Source organism: Streptomyces sp. PTL18, assembly GCF_059510295.1.
In genome coordinates this window covers 1-22,367 of sequence record NZ_JCAJZO010000035.1, presented here as the reverse complement: position 1 = coordinate 22,367, position 22,367 = coordinate 1, and the positions used below count along the sequence as shown (strand labels likewise).

At 70.7% G+C, this 22,367-nt stretch carries 15 protein-coding genes and 1 pseudogene; 11 read left to right on the top strand and 5 right to left on the bottom strand.

What is annotated here, in order from left to right; translation table 11 throughout:
• The first annotated feature begins 62 nt into the window (after window positions 1–62).
• The 3 genes from AC5WS8_RS35335 (at window position 63) to AC5WS8_RS35325 (ending at window position 1,462) form a co-directional block, all read left to right on the top strand.
• Window positions 63–185, top strand: coding sequence for a hypothetical protein (locus AC5WS8_RS35335; RefSeq protein ID WP_496107605.1), 123 nt, complete (start codon window positions 63–65; stop codon window positions 183–185).
• Window positions 186–790: 605 nt separating this feature from the next.
• Window positions 791–934, top strand: coding sequence for a hypothetical protein (locus tag AC5WS8_RS35330; protein ID WP_496107604.1), 144 nt, complete (start codon window positions 791–793; stop codon window positions 932–934).
• A gap of 186 nt (window positions 935–1,120) precedes the next feature.
• Window positions 1,121–1,462: a DUF5713 family protein gene (locus AC5WS8_RS35325; RefSeq protein ID WP_496107603.1), complete on the top strand. Its 342-nt coding sequence runs from the start codon at window positions 1,121–1,123 to the stop codon at window positions 1,460–1,462.
• A gap of 52 nt (window positions 1,463–1,514) precedes the next feature.
• Here AC5WS8_RS35325 and AC5WS8_RS35320 read toward each other — a convergent pair whose 3' ends face one another.
• Window positions 1,515–2,123 (bottom strand): hypothetical protein, encoded by a 609-nt coding sequence (locus AC5WS8_RS35320; protein WP_496107602.1) that lies wholly within the window; start codon window positions 2,121–2,123, stop codon window positions 1,515–1,517.
• A gap of 360 nt (window positions 2,124–2,483) precedes the next feature.
• Between AC5WS8_RS35320 and AC5WS8_RS35315 the strand changes: the two genes are divergently transcribed.
• The 4 genes from AC5WS8_RS35315 (at window position 2,484) to AC5WS8_RS35300 (ending at window position 6,473) form a co-directional block, all read left to right on the top strand.
• Window positions 2,484–2,927 carry a hypothetical protein gene (locus AC5WS8_RS35315; protein WP_496107601.1) on the top strand — a complete coding sequence of 148 codons (444 nt, stop codon included), beginning with the start codon at window positions 2,484–2,486 and terminating at the stop codon, window positions 2,925–2,927.
• Entirely contained in the window at window positions 2,924–3,226 is a 303-nt protein-coding gene (locus AC5WS8_RS35310) for a hypothetical protein (RefSeq protein WP_496107600.1), read from the top strand. The genes AC5WS8_RS35315 and AC5WS8_RS35310 overlap by 4 nt, the downstream gene beginning before the upstream one ends.
• Before the next feature lie 221 nt (window positions 3,227–3,447).
• Window positions 3,448–6,336 carry a helix-turn-helix transcriptional regulator gene (locus tag AC5WS8_RS35305; RefSeq protein ID WP_496107599.1) on the top strand — a complete coding sequence of 963 codons (2,889 nt, stop codon included), beginning with the start codon at window positions 3,448–3,450 and terminating at the stop codon, window positions 6,334–6,336.
• Entirely contained in the window at window positions 6,333–6,473 is a 141-nt protein-coding gene (locus tag AC5WS8_RS35300; RefSeq protein ID WP_496107598.1) for a hypothetical protein, read from the top strand. The genes AC5WS8_RS35305 and AC5WS8_RS35300 overlap by 4 nt, the downstream gene beginning before the upstream one ends.
• Before the next feature lie 374 nt (window positions 6,474–6,847).
• Here AC5WS8_RS35300 and AC5WS8_RS35295 read toward each other — a convergent pair whose 3' ends face one another.
• The gene (locus tag AC5WS8_RS35295) at window positions 6,848–7,660 is read right to left on the bottom strand and encodes a hypothetical protein (RefSeq protein WP_496107597.1); all 813 of its coding nucleotides are present in this window, start codon (window positions 7,658–7,660) and stop codon (window positions 6,848–6,850) included.
• 417 nt (window positions 7,661–8,077) lie between these two features.
• Here AC5WS8_RS35295 and AC5WS8_RS35290 point away from each other — a divergent pair, with 417 nt between their 5' ends.
• On the top strand, window positions 8,078–9,088 hold the full coding sequence (locus tag AC5WS8_RS35290; RefSeq protein ID WP_496107596.1) for a hypothetical protein: 1,011 nt from the start codon (window positions 8,078–8,080) through the stop codon (window positions 9,086–9,088).
• A 534-nt stretch (window positions 9,089–9,622) separates the two neighbouring features.
• On the opposite strand, the gene AC5WS8_RS35285 is transcribed toward AC5WS8_RS35290, so the two are convergent.
• Window positions 9,623–9,817 carry a CstA-like transporter-associated (seleno)protein gene (locus AC5WS8_RS35285; protein WP_496107595.1) on the bottom strand — a complete coding sequence of 65 codons (195 nt, stop codon included), beginning with the start codon at window positions 9,815–9,817 and terminating at the stop codon, window positions 9,623–9,625.
• Window positions 9,814–11,985: a carbon starvation CstA family protein gene (locus tag AC5WS8_RS35280; protein ID WP_496107594.1), complete on the bottom strand. Its 2,172-nt coding sequence runs from the start codon at window positions 11,983–11,985 to the stop codon at window positions 9,814–9,816. Before AC5WS8_RS35280 ends, AC5WS8_RS35285 begins: the two co-directional genes overlap by 4 nt.
• Before the next feature lie 659 nt (window positions 11,986–12,644).
• Between AC5WS8_RS35280 and putP the strand changes: the two genes are divergently transcribed.
• The 3 genes from putP to AC5WS8_RS35265 all read left to right on the top strand — a co-directional run bounded on the left by putP (window position 12,645) and on the right by AC5WS8_RS35265 (window position 20,935).
• Window positions 12,645–16,202 (top strand): sodium/proline symporter PutP, encoded by a 3,558-nt coding sequence (gene putP, locus AC5WS8_RS35275; RefSeq protein ID WP_496107593.1) that lies wholly within the window; start codon window positions 12,645–12,647, stop codon window positions 16,200–16,202.
• A gap of 898 nt (window positions 16,203–17,100) precedes the next feature.
• Window positions 17,101–20,055 (top strand): helix-turn-helix transcriptional regulator, encoded by a 2,955-nt coding sequence (locus AC5WS8_RS35270; protein WP_496107592.1) that lies wholly within the window; start codon window positions 17,101–17,103, stop codon window positions 20,053–20,055.
• A 247-nt stretch (window positions 20,056–20,302) separates the two neighbouring features.
• On the top strand, window positions 20,303–20,935 hold the full coding sequence (locus AC5WS8_RS35265) for a hypothetical protein (protein ID WP_496107591.1): 633 nt from the start codon (window positions 20,303–20,305) through the stop codon (window positions 20,933–20,935).
• Window positions 20,936–21,137: 202 nt separating this feature from the next.
• Here AC5WS8_RS35265 and AC5WS8_RS35260 read toward each other — a convergent pair.
• Window positions 21,138–22,073, bottom strand: a pseudogene (locus AC5WS8_RS35260) (acyl-CoA carboxylase subunit beta); the annotation flags it as partial.
• Between the last annotated feature and the right edge of the window lie 294 nt (window positions 22,074–22,367).

The window sequence follows — 22,367 nt, the reverse complement described above, 5'->3', positions numbered from 1 at the left end:
CTCCGGTCCTGGAACTGGCCAGGACCGGTGGAACAAGAGAACGCAACACCCCTGGAGGAAGTATGACGCCGACCACCCTTGACGCACTGCAGATGCTGGAGGCGGAGGAAGCGGTGCCGCACGGCGAACCGGACGCCGTTTCCTGCACCTATACCAGCTGCTGGGCGTCCATCCTGCCGGCCTGAGGTCCTGAGGCGCTGTAGACCGGCTGTGCCAAGCGTGATCACAGTCTGATGCACGGCTGGCCGGTAGTGAGTATCTGTGGTGCCGTTCCCCGCACGGAGCGAGACGGCACCACAGGACTGGCCCGAACAGCCCCAGGGCGCAGCAGCCGCTTCGGGAGCGACGTCGTCGAACCGGGTTGACCAGCGTCGCGCACCTGAGTGTGCTCTCCGGATGAGACGAGCACGCGGGTTTCAGGTGCGGCGTATTCCACGTCCCCTGAAGAGGTCCGTACCTGTCCGCCCCCGTGGTAGGCCGCACAGCGGCGCCGGGACAGCCAGGCTTGCCCCTGAGGGATTCCCGCAGCAGCCCATCCGACCTCTTGAGCCGTCCCAGGGCAACGGAACGTCCGTCTGCCACCGACTGGCCGGTGACGGCGACTTCCTGCTCGTCCCGGCCGCCTGCCTCCACACGCGGCGTATCGAACGCGACGGGTGGACCCTCGCCCCCACCGCTGCGACGCCCCGACTCTCAATCCCGTGCCGCCCTGACGTCGGCGCACATCTCGCACTCCGGTTCCGGATACCGCCGGGGCCGGTCTGGAAAGAAAACAACCTCGGGAGGAACGATGCGCACCACTCTTGACGCACTGCAGATGCTGGAGGCGGAGGAGACGCAGACGCCGCAGTTCGGAGGGGCAGAACCTTGGCTCTGTCCCTTCAGCGGCTGCTTCTTCTCGTACGAAACCCTCGCGGCGCCTGAAGGGGCGTGACCCCTGCGCCGCAGGCTTGGCGACGCGGAATCGTTTCGCCGGCCGACAAGGCCACAAGCGAGACGCACCCGGCGGGACGCCCGTCACCGGCAGGGCCACGACGACCGGAACCTGCCCGGCACCGTCGATGTCAGTGGCGTAATGCATGATCGGCGCGTCGGTTGTCCAAGAGGTTGGGAAGACGCCATGCCGATCACGAATCACCAGGCAGCAGGGCACGCGTTTCTGCGGCACCTGTACGCGGACGGGTACTACCCCGATGAGGTCGTCGACAAGGGCAGAGCGATCCTGCTGCGGCTGTGCGAGCGGATCGAGGCCGAGCAGCCGCCGGACCTGGCAGCCCTGTACGTGCTCACCCAGTCCGCGACGGAGGACTTCAACCGGCTGCAGGCCGAGTTCGAGGCGGCCGGAAGTGAGATCGAGACGGTTGCGCGGGAGGAGATCGCCGAGGACTTCTGGTTCGTCGCATCCGCCTACGGGTTCGCGGACGCCGACGTGGAGCAGTTGATCGCCACGCGGGACTGGTGAGCGACGGCCGGGAGGCCGACTGCCGGCCGGAGCCGGTCGTCGACGGCTGCGGTCAGCTCGGTTGCCCGGCCCTGCTGTGCCGTCCGGGGAACGCGGCGGCCGCCCGGACCACGGCCGCCATCTCGGCCGCGGCAGTGCGTACCTGGACGTCGGGGTGGGTCCGGGCATGCAGGGCGGCGGCCGCGAGGGCGGGCAGAGCGGCGCGGCAGCCGAGGTAGGCGCGGGCCATCAGGGCCTCGGCGAGGTCGTCGTCCTCGAAGAGGAGGTCGTAGTCGGACTCGTTGTCGTCCCACGACGTCAGCAGGGTGGCCAGGTCGGCATCGATGTCCCGGCCGGCGGGTGCGGCGAGGGATTCCAGGCCGTCGGTGTCGACTGCGGCGGATTCGGCGACGTCGCCCAGGAAGCACAGTGTCGCGGCCAGGGTCGCCGTGTCCTCGATGGCGTCGCGCTGGATCAGGGCGGACACGCGCTCGGCCACCGGTCCGGTAGCCGTCCAGGGGGTTCCCTGGTGCAGGATCGCGGAATTGAGGTGATTGATCGCCGCCGCGCGGCCCGCCGGGTCACCGGCGGTCAGGGCACGGAGGTGTCCCGGAGTGTCGACGGCTGCTCCATAGGCGTGCAGAAGCAGCCGGAACTCCGCGTCGGAAGTCAGTCGGTTCACCGCCACAGCGTATGGCTCGCGCGAACACCCGCCCCCGGGCAGCAGCCCGTCCAGCCGAAATACGTGGTCCGAATACGTGGTTCCACTGATCGGGTTTCCGTCTTGCGAAAACGGCCGCGTCAAAGCTCCCCTGTCTCGTCCGAGAAACCGCGGCACCGGAAGCGGTGCTGCGCGGGACGAGGACCGAATGTGTCCGAGGCCCACCGCTGCCCGTTGTGCCACGGAGGTCGTCCGCCGGGAGCGGCGGACACACATAGAAACCACAAAGACGACTCCTACCCTCCGGCTCAGCCGGCCCGCGCCGTGCCGTGCACGGACCACCGCGGCTCCGGGATCCAGAGAGTGGAGGAGAACCTCGACATGAGGACAACACGCAGGATCGGCACCGTCGTTACGGGAGCCGCCCTGGCCGCATGCCTGCTGGGCGCCGTGTCGCCCGCCGAGGCAAGCACCGCCGGTGACTCGGCGTCGCCCGCCGCGTCGCCGACGGCATCCCGTGCTGATGGCTCCCACCTGTGCAAGCGCGTGCCCAGGATCGAGCAGCGCATCACCCGGGCCCTGACGCGGCTGGACGGGAACGCCACCACGCGCGGGTCGATCGCACGACTGCAGAAGCGCGTGGACGTGGCCCAGGCCAAGGGAGACACGGCTGTCGAGACGTATCTCAACGACCGGCTCACCTTCCGCAAGAGCCTGGTGCCGATGCTCCAGCAGCGGCAGCAGGACCTGAAGTCGGTGGAGACCTGGTGCACCTCCCAGGGCCTGGGCTCCTCCGAGGGCAGCGGTACCGGGGACGCGGGGTGAACCTTCGTCCTCCGGCCGGCCTCGCCATCGTGGTGGTGGCCGGTGTGGCCGCCCTCACGGGCTGCGGCCCCAACGGCGGTAAGGCCGCCGCGCCGGTGAGCCCGGCGGCTTCCTCGGCCGCTGCGGCGGGGGTGGCGACGCCCTCGGCCTCGTCTCCTTCTGCGGCCTCCGGGATGCCCGCGGCAACCACGAGCTCACCCGGCATGTCACAGCAGCAGATGCAACAGATGCAGCAGAAGGTGGACGCGGCCGAGAGCGCGGCGGCCGCCGCGGACGCGGACACGGCCAAGAACGGCTGACCGGTCGCGACACCGGTGCGGTGTCGATCGGCGCGGTGCTGTGCGCCAGGGCCCGGGTCGGCTGTCCGCGGCCCTGGCCCACGGCTCCGAAGGCGTCGCGACCGGCGATGCGGAGCAGGAGTGCGGCACGGTGATCACGTCGGGGCCGAGCACAACGGTCGGTATCGGAGCGAAGGCTTGTGAGCGTGACGTTTCTGAGGACGGGACACAAGGAGATGCCGATGGGGGAGACGTCCGGGCAACTGGTCGGCAGGTCGCGGGAGCTCGCGGAGATCGACGCCGTGGTCGAGAGACTCGGCCGGCCGGGAGTACCCGCAGTCGTCGACGTCGCGGGGGACCCCGGGATCGGGAAGAGCCGGCTGCTGACCGAAGTCTGTGAGCGGGCACGCCGCGCCGGGCTGACGGTCCTGCGGGGCAGGGCCACGGAGTACGAGCAGGACATCCCCTTCCAGCCGTTCGCGGACGCCTTCGCCGACGCGGATCTCGCCCCGCTGGACGCGAGACGCGGCCCGGTGAGGGAGGAGGCGGCGCTGCAAGTCGTCTCGGGGCGAGGGGACCACCCGTCCTACGGGGCTCTCGACCACCGGTTCGGCCTCCACCGCGGCATCGCCGCCCTGCTGGAGCGGCTGGGCGGCGGGGGATTACTGCTGGCCATCGACGATGTCCACTGGGCCGATCCCGCCTCCTGCGAGCTCGTGGACCATCTCGTCCGGCATCCTGTCCGCTCGCGCGTGCTCCTTCTCCTGGCGCGCCGTGGCAGACAGACGCCAGTGCCGTTGACGGCGGCGCTCACCCGCGGCGTCGACGGCGGTACCGTGCTCCACGTGCCGCTGGGGCCGCTTCCCGAACGCGAGTCCGTTCAGACGCTCGCCCGCGACGTGCCCGCGCAGAACGCCAGGGAGCTCTTCGCGGCGAGCGAGGGCAACCCGCTCTACCTGCTCTCCCTGGTGCAGGCCTACCGGAACGGGATGCCCCTGCAGAGCATCATGGCCCGCCCCCACGCCGGCGAACCGCTCGGCATACCGGACGGGCTGGCCTCGCTGCTGCTGCACGAGGTGCACACCCTGGCCGGACCGCAGCGCCGTGTCGTCGAGGCGGTGGCGACGCTCGGCGATCACGCGACGTCCGCCATGCTCGGTATGGTGACCGGCCTTCCGGCGGCGGAGATCGCGGACCACACCGGTGTGCTGGAGCGTGGCGACCTGCTGCGTTTCGGCCCGGGCAGCCGGTGGACGTTGCGCCACCCGCTGGTGCGCGCCCTGGTGTATGAGAACACCCCGGCCGCGCAACGCGCGCAGCTGCATCGTCGAGCGGCGGCCGAACTGGCGCGCACCGGAGCCTCGGTGGTCGAGCAGGCCCACCACGTGGAGAGGTCGCTGGCCGGCTGGGACCCCGCGGCGGCCTCCCTGCTGAGCGAGGCCGCCGCCCAACTCGCCGACACCGCCCCCGCCACGACTGCTCACCTCCTCGGCGTCGTGCTCCGGCTCATGCCCGACACACCCGACCACGCACTGCGGCGCGGCGAACTCGTCCTGGCCCGTGCCCGGGCTCTCGGGTTCAGCGGGAACCTGCAGGAGAGCCGGGACCTGCTGCACGCCCTGGTGGTGACGTTGCGAGACGACCAGCGCCCGGTGCGCGCGGAGGCGGTCGCCCTGTGTGCGATGACGGAGCGGCACCTCGGACACTACGCGGAGGCCACCGCGCTTCTGCGCGCAGAGCTGTCGCGGAGCCCGGGTCCGCCACCCGACCAGGCGCTGTCCCTGGGACTGGCGTTGGGCGTGACCGCCTTGCTGACGAGGTCCTACGCCGAGGTGCGGGAGGACATGACGCGCACGCTCGGCGTCACACGCTCGCGAGGCGACACGGCGGGGGAAGCGGCGGTCCTGGCACTGTCGTCGCTGGGCGAGGCGTACGAGGGTGAGACGCGAGCGGCTCTCGGACACGCCGGTGCCGCGTCCAGCCTGATGGACGCGTTGACCGATCCCGCTCTCGCGGACCAGTGCGAGGCGCTGTCGTGGCTGTCCTGGTCGGAGGCGCTGCTCGAACGCTACGCCGACGCCGACAGGCACTCCGCGCGCGGCCTGGACATCGCTCGCCGCAGCGGCCAACTCCACGTTCTGCCACACCTGTTGACCAGCCGGGCCTACGTGTGCCTGAACACCTGCCGGCTGACCAGCGCGCTGGAGCACGTGGGGGAGGCGGAGTCCGTGGCACGGGCCATCGGCAGCAGTGAGCTCGTCGCCTTCGTCCTGGCGTTCAAGACGCTGACCCTGCTCCTGGCCCGCCCGCGGGGGGACGGCGAGGCGCTGGCGACAGGCGAGAGGGCCGTGGCCGCGGCCGGCGGCGGCGAGGGGTGGTGGCCGTCCCTGGCCTGGGCCATGCTTGCTCAGGCGGCGTCCGCGAGCGGCGACCCCCATCGTGCCCAGGAGGCCCTGGTGATCGCCGGAGGCGACCGCGAACTGACCCGGCTGCAGCCTTCCATGCGCCCCGCCCGGCTCGAAACGCTCGTCGGCTGCGCCCTCGACCTCGGCGACGTGGAACAGGCCGAACGCTGGGCCGCCCAGGCCGCCAAGGAGGCGGAGCGGCTGGGCCTCGGAGGTCAGCGGGCCGCCGCGCTCCGTGCGAAATCCGCCCTCGCCGGGCATCGGGGCGACCTGGCGGAAGCGCTGGAACTCCTGGATGCGGCCGCCCGGGAGTGCTCCCTGAGCGGCGCGACGCTTTGGGAGGCCCACACCCTGCTGCGCGCGGTCCCGCTGGCGCGAGGCGCGGGTCAGCCGTCCCGCGCCGCCGCCATGTGGCGACGAGCCCACCGGATGGCCGTCGACGGCGACGCCGGTCTGCTGGCGAGTCTGGCCGCGGCCTTGCGGCCGCTCGTCATGGACGGCGGCGGCGACGCGCAGGCGCCACTGGCCGAGCTGACGCAGCGCGAACTGGAGATCGCGGGACTCGTGGCGGAGGGGCTGAGCAACCAGGCCATCGCGGACAGGCTCTTCCTCAGCCGGCGCACGGTCGAGACCCATCTGCACTCCATCTACCGCAAGGCCTCCGTACCGTCCCGCTCGGCGCTGGCGAGCCTGATGACGCGGGTGTCGAACCCCCGGCTGGTGTGAGCCCGAACGGACATCCCACCGGCAAGACCGGCAGGCAGCCGAGTACCGTGTACCCGACCATCAGCGGCGTCCCCGTCTTCCAGGCACGGCACACGGCGTGCTCCGGCGAGGGATCCCGGGGCATCGTCGACTGGTGATCAGATGGAGAACGGCCGGTCACCCCCGGCACTCCGGTGGTCGCACTGCCGTCCTCGCGGACCGGCCAGTGCTCCGCGGGCAGGCCGCCGTACTCCGAACGGACACCATGCTGCTCGACACGGACTCCCGGCACATCGGTGAATCCACGCAGTCCGCACACCTGGATCCGTGGTGCAGCGCGGCGGTCTTCGTGTCGTCGCAGGCCACGGCCAGGCCTCCCGTACCACTCGGCGGGAGGCCTGGTGAGCGGGGCTGTGCCGCGACCCGCACGGCGTACCGCGGTGCGGCGCGAAGAGCTGGAGCAGTGCTCACGCATGTCGCCGACAGAGCCGGGTGTCGTGCCACCCGGGTCGTGTGCCGGGTGAGGTGAGCGTCAGGCGCTCGGCGGAAAGTCCTTGCGCTTGATCTTGGCGCGGCGCCCGTCCGGGTGGTGGAAGACGATTCCTTCGGCCAGGTGGCCCGGGGCGTATCGGCTCTCCAGTTCGGCGAGGAAGTCCTTCAGCTCCGTGTAGCTGCGCGGTACGTCCTGGTAGACCGGGACGTCGAGGTTGAACGGCACACACAGGTGGTCGTCCAGCGCGAGCGGGTTGCCCTGAATGCGTGGGCCGAGTGCCTCGCAGGGGTGCTCGCCGTCCGGCCAGCCGGACACGTCGGTGCTCCGGGCGGCGGCCAGGACCCACTTGTCCTCGGCCGCGTGCTCGTCCGTGTCGACGTACCAGCCGTCGACTATGCCCTGCAGTTTCTGTGCCTTGCTGGGGTTGCGGCGCTTCTCCACCCGTACGAGCCGGCCCGAGCGCACGGTGAGCCGGACGTTGGTGCCGTCGAGCTTCTCGGTCGGAGTCCCCTCGCCCTCGAAGACCCACGCGCATTCGGCGCGGGGCCGGTCGACGACCCGGAAGCGGTCGTCCCGTTCGAACAGCGTGGGGATCTTCTCCATGGCCTGCGTTCCCTTCCGGACCTGTCGTATGAGTTCCTCGGCGTCGATCACCCCGGCGGCCAGTCCGCCCGCCAGGGAACGCACCAGGTCGGCGACCGACACCTCCGCCTCGACCGCGACGCGCTTGAGGGCCTTCTTCTCCTCGGGCGAGACCCATGCCACCAGCCGGGACCAGCCGTCCGGCGGAGTCCAACGGGCCAGTTTCTCCGGGTCCTTGCGGGGACGACCCCGTCCTCTTGTCTCGGACATGGCAGGACACTACGGAGACGGATCATGTTGTGTCAATTGGCAAAACAGAAAACAGGCAGCCTGTATGGCAGCGCAACGGAGCAGCGCGGACCTTGGCTGCGGCGGGAGATGAGCGGCTCCCCAACCCTCCGGGGCGAGGCGTGAGACGCCGGTCGTGAGTCAGTGGAGCGTTACGTATTACTACGGAAGTACGAAGTCCGGTTGTTGGTGAGGCTTGACGAACCGAAGGACCTACGAGCAGGGGCAGGACGAGCTACAACCATGAATCGACGTGACTCTCTGAGGATGGTGGCCTCCACCGGTGCCCTCGCGCTGATGGGCACCGGGGCCGGTTGCGCGGCCGGTCGCCGACCGTCCACCGAGTCAGGGCCAACGGCCGCTTCCACGGCCGGTTCGGGTACGTCCGGAGAGTCGGCCGTGCAGAGCCCCGGGCCGTCAACCTCGACCAGCTCCGCACCGCACGGCACACCGGCCACCGGCACCGCCCCGGCGAGCGGCACCCCCAAAGCGTCGGCCTCGGCCGCCCCCGCGCCGGCGAGGCGGCTGACCAACCGCCCGGTGCAGTCCGCGGCCCTCGCCTATCAGGACCACTTGGACGAGCAGAACCTGCAGCACCTGAAGCAGTACGCACGACCGGGCGGCCTGGTGGTGGCCGGCCGGGTCAACTTCGGCGACGAGATCTTCAAGACCGTCTCCGCAGCCGGCGGTACCGTACTGATCTACCTCGACTGCCTCATCGACAACAGCTGGGGCAAATACCACGACCTGCTGATCAACGCCTGCCACTTCGGCCCCGCCGTACCGCGCTGGCCCGGCGTGCCGAAGGCGAACGAATGGGGCCACCTCAACGACTTCCGCCCCGGCGGAGTACTCCAGTCCAAGCTGGAAGGCGTGCTCGAGAAGATGGTTGCCGAAAACCCGCACATGGCGGGGTGGTTCGCCGACGACCTGGGTACCCGCTCGTACTATCCCGGCATCGACTGGGCCGCCATGTCCACGGCCGACCAACAGGCCTACCGGGACGGCGCCATCGCCCTGACCAAGACCTTCCGGCGCGTCGCCGACCGGCACGGACTGATGTTCGTGGTCAACGGCCTGTGGGGCGGGGGCTCTCTCGCCGACTCCGGCGGTGGCTACCCCGACATGAAGCAGCACGGCTGCGCCCTGGCCGACGGGGGTGTGATCGAGCACCACGGGGCGGACCCCTTCCACGTCAGCTACTCCTCCTCCCCGCAGTGGGCCCGGCACTCGCCGACCACCCGGGGCACCTCCTTCCAGTACGTGATCGCCAGGACGGACGCCGATCGCGACGCCTGGCGCAAGACCGGGGCCTGCGCCTTCGTCGCCACCCAGAACGGTGACGACCGGGCGCCGCTGCCGTACTCCCCGTTGCGTCCCACCGGCCTGCCGAGCCGAGTGGCCCGGTAGCCGCCGAAGCGGCGGCCGCCGCCCTGCCGGATCAACTGGGGGCGGACCGCCTGGGCGACTCCTGCGCAGGCGTGTACGACCAGGGCATCGGGGTCGCGCGGGCAATCCTTGGTCCATCTGTCGGTGACGACCGGTGGCAGGGCGTGTGCCAGCCCGAAGATCCGGTGTATCCGCCGGTCCCAGTCACGGCCCGTGGTGTGCAGCAGTTCGGCGAGGGGTGTCCACAGCGGACGGCCGGTCTGTGCGCCGAGACCGTGCAACTGCTGCGAGGGGCGTAGTTCCTTCAGCGTTCGGCGTAGTCGGTCGTCGTCGAGTTCGGGGCCCGCAACCGCGGGTGTTCGGCGTCTCGGCATGAGTGGTCCGGGGTCGGCAGACGATGGGGTCGCGTGCACGCGTGGTGAGGAGGGCGGGCAGCCACCCATGGGTGTGGTGCTCGTCGGCCCCGCCGGGCAGCGAACCGGCGGGGCCGACGAACGCAGTGCTTTCCAGGGGCCTGTGACCGGGCCCCCGCCCCTGAGGGGGGCGGGGGTTTCGTCAGCAGCAGCCGCCCTGGGGTGTGTCCGATTCACGCTGCCGGCTGCGCATCCACTCGTACTCCTTCCGGGCCGGCACGGGGGCGTGCGGGTGGTGCCTGCGGTGCCTTGCGCAGTAGCGGTCGTACGCCGCCTCGCCGGTCATTTCCCGCGCGTACCAGCGCACCGCTTCCAGGACCTTCCGGACGGTTCTCATGAGCCCGCCCCCACCAGCGGCTCGGTGCCGGAGGACTCCGGCACGTCGAGACGGGACTCGACGTACGGCGCTTCGGTCGACGGCAGCAGCTCGGTGGCCAGGACGGCGCGGACGCACACCACGGCGCAGTTGACGAGGACGATCAGGACCAGCAGGAGGAAGACGGCCATGATCACGCCGTCGACGGTGTTGTTGAGGACGATGGTGTGCATGTCGTCCATGTTCTTGGCGCCCGGCAGGAGCTTGCCGGCGTCGATGGCCTGCGCGTAGGCGTCACGCGCGGCGAAGAAGCCGATCTTCGGGCTGGCGGAGAAGATCTTCTGCCAGCCGGCGGCGAAGGTGACCGCCACGTCCCAGGCCAGGGGGACGCCGGTGACCCACGCCCAGCGCAGCTTGCCTGCCTTCACGATCACGGTGGTGGTGACGGCGAGCGCCACCGCGGCCAGCAGCTGGTTGGCGATGCCGAACAGCGGGAACAGCTGCTTGATACCGCCGAGCGGGTCGGTGACACCGGCGTAGAGGAAGTAGCCCCAGGCACCCACGACCAGGGCGCTGGTGATCCAGACACCCGGCTTCCAGGTGACCCGGCCGATCGGCTTCCAGACGTTGCCCAGCATGTCCTGCAGCATGAAGCGGCCCACCCGGGTGCCCGCGTCCACCGTGGTGAGGATGAACAGCGCCTCGAACATGATGGCGAAGTGGTACCAGAACGCCTTCATCCCGGAGCCGAATATCCCGGAGAAGATTTCCGACATGCCCACCGCCAGGGTCGGCGCACCGCCGGAGCGGCCGATCAGGGTCTGCTCACCGACGGCCTTGGCGGCGGCGTTCAGCTGGTCCGGGCTGATGGTGAAGCCCAGGCCCTGCACGGCGTGGGAGGCGGTCTGCGCGGTCGGGCCGAGCAGCGCGGCCGGGGAGTTCATCGCGTAGTACAGCCCGGGTTCGAGTACGCAGGCGGCGATCAGCGCCATGACGGCGACGAAGGACTCCGTGAGCATGGAGCCGTAGCCGATCAACGCGACCTGGGACTCCTTGCGGATCAGCTTCGGGGTGGTGCCGGAGGAGACCAGGGCGTGGAAGCCGGACAGGGCGCCGCAGGCGATGGTGATGAACAGGAAGGGGAACAGCGATCCGGCGAACACCGGCCCGGCTCCGGTGTGGGCGAACTTCGTGACGTCGGCGGCCTTGAGCATGGGCGCGGCGAGCACGACGCCGATGGCCATCAGGCCGATGGTGCCGACCTTCATGAAGGTCGACAGGTAGTCGCGCGGAGCCAGCAGCATCCACACCGGCAGCACCGAGGCGACGAAGCCGTAGCCGGCCAGGCAGAAGACCAGGGTGGTGGGGGACCAGATGAAGTACTCGGCGAGCGAGGAGTTCTGGATCCAGCCGCCACCGAGGATGGCGAGCAGCAGCAGCGCGCAGCCGATGACACTGGCCTCCACGACCCGGCCCGGCCGCAGGTGGCGCAGGTAGAAGCCCATGAACAGGCCGATGGGAATGGTCATGGAGACCGAGAAGGTGCCCCAGGCGGAGTCTGCCAGTGCGTTGACGACGACCAGCGCCAGCACCGCGAGCAGGATGATCATGATGGCGAACACGCCGATCAGCGCGGCGGCACCGCCCACCCGGCCGATCTCGTCACGGGCCATCTGGCCCAGGCTCTTGCCGTCCCGGCGCATGGAGAGGAACAGGACCACCATGTCCTGGACCGCGCCGCCGAAGATCACGCCCGCGATGATCCAGACCGTGCCCGGCAGATAGCCCATCTGCGCGGCCAGCACCGGGCCCACCAGTGGACCCGCACCGGCGATCGCCGCGAAGTGGTGGCCGAACAGCACCCGCCGGTCGGTGGGATGGAAGTCGACACCGTCCTCCAGGCGCTCCGCCGGAGTGGCCCTGGTGTCGTCCACCTCCAGGACCCGCCGGGCGATGAACCGGGAGTAGAAGCGGTAGGCGATCGCGTAGGAGCCCAGGGCCGCCATGACGAGCCACAGGGCCGAGACCTCCTCACCCCGGGAAAGGGCGAGCACAGCCCATCCGATCGCGCCGGTCAGGGACACCGCGCTCCAGACCAGGACCGACCGCGGGGTGACACGGCCCCGTGGGGACGGCGGGGGTTCGGACGGCGCGGGCAGGCCGGATCCGGGCACAGTGGTTTCTGGCATGGCGGTTCCTCACACGGCAGCGGGTGATCGAAGATGCAACGGTGTCCTGGTCAGGCCTGGGACCAGGGAGGACCGGACGGGCTTCCCGCCCTGGCCCGGACATCGGAGAGGACCAGCGCGCCGACAGGGCAGGGATACCTGCCGGCGCACTGCGAAACCCGCAGTAGGCCGACTACGGGAAGGAGGAGCGACAGGGCGGCTCCGACGCACCTGGACCGGGATCACCGGCGCGATGCCGTGGCAGCCTCTTCTCACTCGGTTGTGCTGTCTGTCTGTGCAAGAGTTGCCCTGCCGCCCGATGTGGTTGACAGAGGATTACCAGAAGATTTCGGGCCCGGACCGCTGCCCTGGAAACGGGCGTCGGTGTACCCCCGGGCGGCGCCTTCGGTGCGACCGGCACGCACCCTCGTGCGGAGGCCGGAGACATGCAGCGGAACCGCTTACTCAAGGATTAGGAACGATCTGCGGGCACGTATCGCCGAGGGGCTCCCGCTTCCCGGCGGCAGGTCGTCCCTGGGTGCCATCGGTGGGGGTGCCGCCCTGTGCCGGTCAGCCGCTTCATGGCCAGGAAATACTTATTTTTATATGTACATTTACCTTCAGGGGTGAAAAGGCCGCCGAACCCGCCGGCATCTGGTTGCAAGCGCGAGGAGGCCACGATGACCGACCCGAGTGCGCCGAGCCTGACCGCGTTCGTCGTCTATGTGCTGGCCCTTCTCGGCATCGGTCTGTGGGCGTGGCCCCGCGTCCGCACCTTCGCCGACTTCGCCCTGGGGAGCCGCAGGCTCCGCCCTCCGGCCGCCGCTCTGTCGGCAGGCGCCAGCTCCATGTCCGGCTGGCTGTTCCTGGCCCTACCCGGAGCGGTGTACGTGACCGGCATCAGCGCCAGTTGGCTCCCGATCGGTCTGGTGATCGGCACCTACCTCAGTTGGCTCTTGGTGGCACCTCGGTTGCGGACCTATACCGAGCGCGCGGGAAATGCCGTGAGCCTGTCGGCCTACCTGGAGGAACGGTTCGAGGACCGCACGGGGGTGCTCCGGATCATCTCGGCCGTGGTCACCCTGGTGTTCTTCACCCCCTACATCGCGAGTGGCCTGGTGGCAGGCGAGTTGCTGCTCAACCAGATCTTCCACCTCGACTTCCGGCTGGGCGCGATGCTGACCGCCCTGGTGATCCTCGTCTGCTCCTGCCTCGGTGGTTTCGTCGCCGTCAGCCTGACGCACCTGGGGCAAGCCGCACTGATGTTCCTTGCGCTGTTCGTGGTCCCCGCGGTAGGCATCGGGGCGCTCGGAGGCTTCACCGCGTTGGGGGACGACCTCCGCGGCAAGACACCGACCCTGCTCGGCATGAGGGCGGCGGCCACCTTCGCCGACGGCCAGTGGTCGGCGGGACAAGCGCTCAGCGCGGTCTCCATCGTCTCGCTGCTCTCCTGGGGCCTCGGCTACTTCGGCCAGCCGCACATCCTCGCCCGCTTCATGAGCATTCGCAGCGTGCGTGCCATTCCCACCGCCCGGCGCATCCACACGGGCTGGACGTTGGTCGTACTCACAGGCGCCACGCTCGTCGGCCTCGTGGGCATCGCACGGCTTCACAAACCGCTCAACAACCCGGAAACCGTGTTCATCTCTCTGAGCCAGACACTGCTCAGCCCCTGGATCGCCGGGGTGATGCTGGTCGCTGTGCTGGCCGCGATCATCTCGACCGCGGACAGCCAGCTTCTGGTGTCGTCCGTAGCCCTCACGGAGGACTTCTACCGGGCGTTCTACCGCCGCCGGGCGTCGAACGGAACGCTGGTGTGGGTCGGCCGCGGCGCCGTGGTCCTGGTCACCCTGGTCGCCTATGTGATCGCGCTCCGGGGCGGCGAAGTGCTGAACATCGTCGCCTATGCCTGGGCAGGTTCCGGAGCCGCCTTCGGGCCGGTCGTCCTCCTCTCCCTGTACTGGCCCCGGATGACGTGGGCGGGGGCCGTGGCAGGCATCGTCTCGGGCGCGACCACGGTGCTTGTCTGGCAGAAGATCAATCCACTGCTCGGGCCGCTCGAGTCGGGCATCTACGAGATCGTCCCGGGCGTGCTGGTCGCCACGGTCGCCGCGTTGGCCTTCGGCAGGTTCGTCGGCCGACCACCGGAAAGCGCCTTCTGGCGCATGCCCGGGGGAGGGGTGAGCCGGCTGATGCTCGAGCCGTTTCTCGCTCACGCACCGGTCGGCGTGGCCGTCCTGGACACGGATCTGCGGTACGTCTGGGTGAACGACGTCCTGGCGCGCCAGGTCCCCCTCGAGCGACGGCTGGGGCGGCGGGTGACGGAGGTGCTGCCAAGACCGGAGGCGGAGGCGTTCGAGGAGCAGATGCGCACGGTCCTTCGGACCGGGGTTCCTGTGATGGACCACGAATTCCGCAGCAGTCGTCACGACGACCCTCATCAGGATTCTGCGCACTCGGCCTCCTTCTTCGGGATGAAGGACCGCCACGGCCAGCACGTGGGCGTCTGGTACATGTTGATCGACGTCACCGAGCGGTGGCGGGCGCAGGAGCGCCTGGCCCTGCTCAACGACGCCGCCACGCGTATCGGCAGCACACTGGACGTGAAGCGGACCGCCCAGGAACTGGCCGACGACGGCGTGCCGTTCGTCGCCGACTTCGTCGCCGTCGACCTGCTGGACTCGGTGATGAGAGGCGAGGAGCCGGCACCCGGGCCGGTCGGGATGGCGCCTGCCATCCGGCGCGCGGCACAGCAGTCGGTTCGTGAGGGCTGTCCCGAGGCGAGTCTGGCCATCGGGGAAACGGTCCGGCGTGCCCCCTCGTCGCCCGTGACCCGCTGCCTGCTGGAGAGCAGGACCCTCGTGGAACGGACCCTGGACCAGACCGCCAGTCCGTGGGTCACCGCGGACGAGTCGCTGGGCGCCTCGCTCCGCGACTACGACTTCCGCTCGGTGATGGTGGTTCCGGTGCGGGCACGCGGCGTCACCATGGGTGCGGCGACCTTCGCCCGGTCCCGGAGGCTGGGCCCTTTCGAGGAGGACGACGTACGTCTCGCCGAGGAACTCGTCTCCCGAGCGGCGGTGTGCATCGACAACGCGCGCCGTTACACCCGCGAGCGCACCGCGGCCCGTTCCATGCAGCGCTACCTGCTGCCGCAGGAGCTGACCGGAGGGTCCGCTCTGGAGGCGGCGTCCTGGTATCTCCCGGCGGATGTCCCCAGCGGTGTGGGCGGCGACTGGTTCGACGTGATCCCGCTCTCCGGAGCACGGGTCGCGTTGGTCGTCGGGGACGTGGTCGGACACGGCATCCACGCGGCGGCGACCATGGGGCGGCTGCGCACGGCGGTGCGCACGCTCGCCAATCTGGACCTTCCTCCCGACGATCTACTGGCCCACCTGGACGACCTGGTCATCGGCCTGGCCGAGGGGCACGGCGCCGACGGGGCCGGGCCGCGCGAGGAAGCGAGCCCGGTCGCCGCGTTCATGGGCGCCACCTGCCTGTACGCCGTCTACGACCCGGTCAGCGGGAAGTGCACGCTGGCCCGGGCCGGGCACCTCCCGCCCGTGATAGTCGGCCCCGACGGTGCCGTCGACTTTGTGAGCCTGCCCGCCGGGCCGCCGCTCGGCCTCGGATTCCTGCCCTTCGAGTCCGTCGAACTCGAATTGGCCGAGGGCAGCATGATCGGTCTCTACACCGACGGCCTCATCGGGGCCTTCGACCGGGACGTCGACGCCGGTCTCTCCCGGCTGAGCCACGCCCTCGCGATGCCCAGGCCGACACTGAAGGAGACAGGCGACAACGTGGTCGACGTACTCCTGACCCGCCCGCCGTCCGACGACGCCGCCCTGCTCCTTGCCCGGACGCGGACCTTGGACTCGGACCGGGTGGCCACCTGGGGCCTGCCTTCCGACCCTGCCGCGGTGGCCGACGCCCGCAGCCTCGCTGCTCGGCAACTGTCCGAGTGGGGCATGGTCGATGCGCAGTTCACCACGGAGCTGATCGTCAGTGAACTGGTCACCAACGCCATCCGGCACGCGGCCGGACCGATCAATCTGCGCCTGATCCGGGACCGCGCTCTCATCTGCGAGGTTTCCGACTCCAGCAGTACGTCACCGCGTCTGCGCCATGCCCGGACCACGGACGAAGGAGGGCGGGGTCTGCTGATCGTCGCCCAACTCGCGCGCCGGTGGGGCACGCGCTTCACGAAGACCGGCAAGATCATCTGGACGGAACAGTAGATCGGGAATGTCGGATCAGAAGCCCTCCGCTCACCGCTGACAAGCCGTCCGGAAGAAGCGTCCTCGGCCCTGCCGCGGCCGCCGCGACAGCCACGCCGGCTCTGCCGGCGAGAGCGGCACGGGCCCGCCGCACCGCCGCACGGAGCGCCGACGCCGCCCCCCTGCCACGGACCTCGGCGTGCCCTGCGGGCTGTACGACACCTCAGCCCGGACGCCACCGGTCCGGCTGCCGGCCACCGCGTGGCCGGGCCGCGTGGCATGTGCGGCTCCCCGGGCTGAGCAGGCCTGCACGGTGCAGGGTGTCGCGCAGGCGGACCCCCGTCCGCAGTGCCGCCACCCGCGCTTTGGAGCCGAAGAATCCGCTGAGCAGGATGCCGGCGTTCCCTCGGAGGGCGGTTCACGGTCGACGACGCTCTGGAGCGGGGGGCCTTCCAGACGGGCGCCGATGCGGTTGCTGTCCGCGCTGACCTGGTACGGGCGAACGCGAGGTCTTCAGCGCCGAGTCGGTGAACCAGTCGCCGCGGGGGCCGGGCGGGACGTCCGGCGTGGGATGCCGGGGGTGGCCCGGGGCGGGTGCCGCGTCGATGCCGCCCCGCACGCGGTGAACGGGGTCCTGGCGTACTGGGGGCATGCGCCGGTCGCGAGGCGCCTCGGCCGACCGGTCCGGTGCCGTATCGTTCAGAAGCTCCCCCTGAGTGCCGAGGCAGATCGGGGGCTCTCCACCGAGCCCGGCTCTCCCGGCGTCACGGCCCGCACCGGCAAGGGGGGCCATCGTGAAAGACCTCCGGCCCTCCCGCGCAAACCGGGAGCAGTCGACCAACGGACCGACTTGGTGTACGAATTCGGGCCAGAGCTGTTCCTGCGCCTTGCACACATCCACTCGGAGGGAGAAAAACGCTTGCCTGCCAACGACCCGGCACGGGAGAACGGCGCCGTTCTCGTGGGCAGGCACACGGAGATCGAGCGTCTTTCCGCCGTCCTACGGAATCTGCGTACCGGCCGGGGGGCGGTGCTGGAGGTCACCGGCGATCCGGGGATCGGCAAGACCAGCCTCCTGGGCATGCTGGCCGAACGGGCAGCCGTTGCAGGGACACCGGTGGTGCGAGGACACGCCGTGCGCGGGACGACGGAACCGGGCCAGGTCATCAGGGAGGTGCTGGATGCCCTGGAGGTGCGGCACCACCCGGTCGTACCGGCCTTTGGAGCCGGGGCGGCCGCCGAGGTGCGGAGCGTACTGGGGCGCTGGGCGGCCGAGCGCGGTGGCGTGCTGATCATCGACAACGTGCATCTGTGCGACGAGCACTCCGCCAGGTTGATCGCGCAGCTCGTGCGGACCCCTCCGACCGGCCCGTTCGTCCTCGCTCTGGCGCACCGGTCGCGGCAGTCCAGCCCCGTGTTGAGGGAGGTGCTGGAGGACGGGGCCGAGACCGGCTCAGTCGTCCGACTGGCGCCGGCACCCCTGGACGCTCAGCAGATATCCACCTTGCTCGGCCGCTGGAGGCCCCACAGCGGGAGCACTCGCCCGGACACCTCCCCCCGTACGGCGCCGGACCCTGCACACACCGAGCTCCGCGCTTCCCCGGCACCCGTGGACGACGGGACGTACGCCGAGCAACTGCACGCCGCGTCGAGCGGCAACCCGCGGATGGTGCGGATCCTGGTCGCGTCACGGTGGGATCCGGACGAGTGGCCGTTGAGTGCCGGCCCGGACCGGGACGGCATGCTCCGGGCGGCCGACTCCCTCGTCACCGAGCTGGACTCCGTCGCCGCCGACGCCGCGACCTCGGTCCAGGTCGCCGCCGTCCTCGGCGAGCCCTTCCTGCCGGACGACGTCGCCGCGGTCGCCGGCCTCGGCCTGGAACGAACCCTCGGCGCGTTCACCGAACTCGCGGCAGCCGACCTGATACGGCTGCTGCCCTCGGGTGGCCGCTACGCCTTCCGGCACCCGGTGCTCGGTCACGTCGCCCTGGAACACGCCTCGCCGTCCCTGCGCGTGAACGCCCACAGGCTGGCCCTGGATCTGCTCACCAAGCGGGGAGCGCCGGCGGTCCAGCGTGCCCGGCACGCCGAGCACCTGGTGGGCGCAGGTGGCGCGGAGGTCCGGCACGTCCTGGTCGACGGCGCGGCGGAGGCGATGGCCAAGTCCCCGGCCGTCGCTGCCCGGTGGCTCCGCCTGGCGCTGGACCACCTGCCGACCGGGGCCGGGGACGGTGCTGCCGGGGGTGTGCTGGTGCTCCAGTGCTGCCGGGCCCTCACCGCCGTGGGCCGTCTGCAGGAAGCTCGTTCCCTGGTGCACGACCTCTTGCGGCACCAGTCGGATCTGCCCGACGATCTGCGGCTGAGCGCCTACGCCGTCTGCGGCGAGCTGGAGCGGATGCTGGGCCGCTACCAGGAGGCCGAGGCAGTGGTCCGGACGGCACTCGACCTCGTGCCCCGCCCGCTGCCGGTTCCGCTGTCCGCGCCGGCTGCCGAGCTGATCACCACCTACGGGCGGGTGCAGTTGTTCCGGGGTGCCTATGGCGAGGCTCGTGACCTGGTCCGCGAGGCGGCAAAGGCGGGTGGGGCCAACGCCCCGGCGGTGCCCTACCTGCGGGTCCTGGGTGCCCTCGGCGACACCCACCTCGGCCTGCTGCCCGAGGCCGCCGCCGAGGTCACCGAGTGCGCACGCCTCGTGGATGCCCAGCCGGACTCCGCCGCCGTCACCCTGCCCGCCGTCCTCGCGATGCTCGGCAGCGCGGAGCTGGCCCAGGAGCGCTTCCACGACGCCTACCGGCATCTTGAACGAGGTCTGGGGTCCACCGGGGGGCCGGCCCGGAGATTCATCCGGATCAACCAGCTCCTGGCCCTGGGCCATCTCGACCTGCTGACGGGGCGTCTGGAATCGCTCTGCCGCCGGGCGGGGGAGGCGGAACTGCTCGCCCGGACGAGCGGAGCCGACGAAGCCGTGGGGATCGCCGTGATCCTGCGGGCGACGGGGCTGTTGTGGACGCGGTCGCGGCGGGAGACCGCCAAACTGGTCGAACTCGCAGGGCAGGGATGTTCACTGGCCTCGGTCAAGCGTGGGACGTTGCGGGCCGGCGTCGCCGTCGGCCTGTTCGCCCACGCCCAGTTCCTCGGCGGGGACCCGGCAGGCTGTCTGCGCACCCTCGTCGAGGCCGGCGGCCCGCAGCTTCAGCGGTTGCTGCGCTCCTGGCAGCCCGCACTCCTGGCCCTGGCCTCCGTCGCGGCACTGCGCTGCGGTGACCTCGACGCCGCCCGCGACTGGGCCAAGACGGGTCAGGTCGTGGCCGAGCAGGTGGGGCTGCCGCTGCAGCAGCAGCACGTGCGGCGAGCCCGGGCCGCGCTCCGTGCCGCCGAGGGGGACCACCGCCTGGCAGCCGGGCTGTTCCACGAGGCCGCGGAGTCGTTCCGCCGCGCGGGCCTGCCGCTGGAACACGCCTGGACCCTGGTGACCGGGGCGCCTTCGGCCCAGGCGGCCCATGGCACGCAGCAGGCGCTGGAGTGGCTCGACGCGGCGGGGAAGGCCGCTCGGGCCTGTGGCGCTCAGCGGATCCGTGAGGAGGCCGCCAGAACCAGGACCCAGCTGTCGGCGTCCCGCGCCGCCGGAGCGGCAGTCGCAACCGACGCCGGCGCACCTGCCGACACGGCGGTGGACCGGCTCACCGAGCGGGAGCGGGAGATCGCCGAACTGGCGGCGGTGGGAAAGAGCACCAGGGAGATCGCCGAACAGCTCTTCGTCAGCACCAGAACCGTCGAGACCCACCTCGGTCGGATCTACCGCAAGCTCGGCATCCCCTCCCGAGCGGCCCTGCCGCACGCGCTCGGCCGACTGGTTCACCGGCCGCCCGCCTGACCGGTTGCCGAGCTTCCACGCATCGGCGCCGGACCGCGGTTTCTCCATAGCGGGATACGGGTTTCTACGGATGCGCCTGCGCACGCCGCTGCGGCAGGCTGGTCCGGCGCCGGCGGCCCCGAGACCGGGTACCGCGTTCCCGTCGGCCCGCGGGCATGTGACGCCCGGGCAGCCGGCCGCCCACCTGCCCATCGCGTAGACCCTTTCTCCGATCACCGGCCGTGCGAAGAGACGAGAGGAGCACCCCTTGGCCGCCGAGTTCGTGATCCGTCCCCGGCACAGGCATCTGAAACCAGTCCTTCTCGCCCTGATCCCGATCCTGCTGATCGGTGCGGGACGCCTGGCCTTCCGTCTGGCGGTCGGGGTGCGCCAAAGCGAGGGGATGGGCGGACAGGCCCTGCCGGCGGCGGTGACCGTCTTCACGGTGCCGTTGCTGCTGATCGCCGGGATCATGGTGCTGCGTGCCCGCGTCACATGCCTGACGGTGGGAGACGACCGGCTGACATACACCACCTGGCTCGGCCGACAGCACACCTGGCGGGCGTCCCGGGTGGACGCGGTGCGCTACCACTCGGTCTACCTCGACCGCCCGGAACGCTCCGAGGTCTTCGCCCTCGTCATCGGCGCCCCGGGAACGCCGTCGCGGATGCTGCCGGTGCGACCCTGGCCCGAGGAGGCACTGGACCGGGCGTGGGAGGCCCTCGGTGTCAGACCGGAACAGGGCGGCGGACCCGTCCACGCGGAGCGCCTGAAGGCCGCCTACCCCGGGCTGCAGATGCCGTGGAGGCTGGCACATCCCAGCGCCTTCATCGCTCTCTGCGCCCTGTCCGGCTTCGGGGTCATGGCTTTCGCCGCCGGCGCGGTTCTCCTTTTTTCCTGACGACGTATATGGCCGACCAGGTGGTCACCGACAGACCGGATGGCCACACGTGTGCCGAGTGCCGGCGCCGGGGCGGGGCCGAAGCGAGGAGGGTGCCCACAGCGGCGCCTTGTGAGCGGCGTCGGGTTGTGCCGCGCACTCGGTGCCGTGGCTGTGAACTGCCTCTCCGGCCCAGCGGAACGGGTCCGGTGGCCCCAGTCCTTCACAGCGGGATGTTGCCGTGCTTCTTCGCCGGGGGGATCTCCCGCTTGGTGCGCAGCGCCCGCAGTCCGCGGACGATGTACTCGCGTGTGCGGGCCGGTTCGATCACCGCGTCGACATCGCCGCGCTCGGCGCTGAGGTAGGGACTCAGCACCGTCTCTTCATATTCGACCGTCAGCCTGCCACGCCGCTCCTCCGCCGCCATCGTCTGCGCGGCGCTGGGCTGGAGATGCTCGTAGGGAAGCAGGCTGTCGATGGCGGCGCTCGGTCCCACCGGTGCGATCTGCGCTGTCGGCCAGGCCAGATTGAGGTCCGCGCCCAGCTGCTTGGGGCCCATGACGTCGTACGCGCCGCCGAAGGCCTTCCTGGTGACGACCGTGATGAACGGGACCGTGGCCTCGCCGTACGCGTATATCAGCTTGGCCGCACCGCGGGCGAGGCCCTGGTGCTCCTGTTCGGCAGCGGGGAGGAAGCCCGGGACGTCCACGAACGTGAGCACCGGGAGGTTGAAGGCGTCGCACATCCGCACGAACCGGGCGGCCTTCTCGGAGGCGTCGTCGTCCAGACAACCGCCGATCTGCATGGGCTGGTTGGCGACCACGCCGACGGAATGGCCTTCGATCCGCCCGAATCCGGTCACGATGTTCGATGCGAACAACGGCTGGGTCTCCAGGAACTCGCCTTCGTCCACGACCTGCTCGATCACCTGACGCATGTCGTAGGGCTGGTTGGGGGACTCCAGGACAACGGTGTTCAGTTCCCCGTCCTCCGGGCGGATCCCCGGGCCGTCGTACGGATGGGCCGGCGGCTCGTCGCAGTTGTTCGACGGGAGATACGACAGCAGAGCCCTGACGTACTCGACGGCGTCCTCCTCGTTCCCGGCCATGCAGTGGGAGACATCCGGTACGGCCGAGCGGACACAGGCGCCGCCTCGTTCCCCGAGGAGGACGGGAGGTCAGAGAGTCGTGGGAGGCGGCCGGGGCCGGTGTCCGGCCCGGCCTTCGGCGGACGTGCGTCGCCGGGGCCGGAGCGCGGATACCCGTCGGTGCGGAGGGCAAGGACCCTGCGGAGGGCAAGGACACCACGAGCCGCTTGCCGCCCACCTCGACGATCACCGTGTCACGCGTCTCGGCCTCTGACCGTTCCCAGGAAGGGTGCGCGAAAGCGGAGCAGTCGTTGACGAACTCGGTCTCGATCCAGCGGGTGTGGACCGTGAACGGGTCCTCAGAGT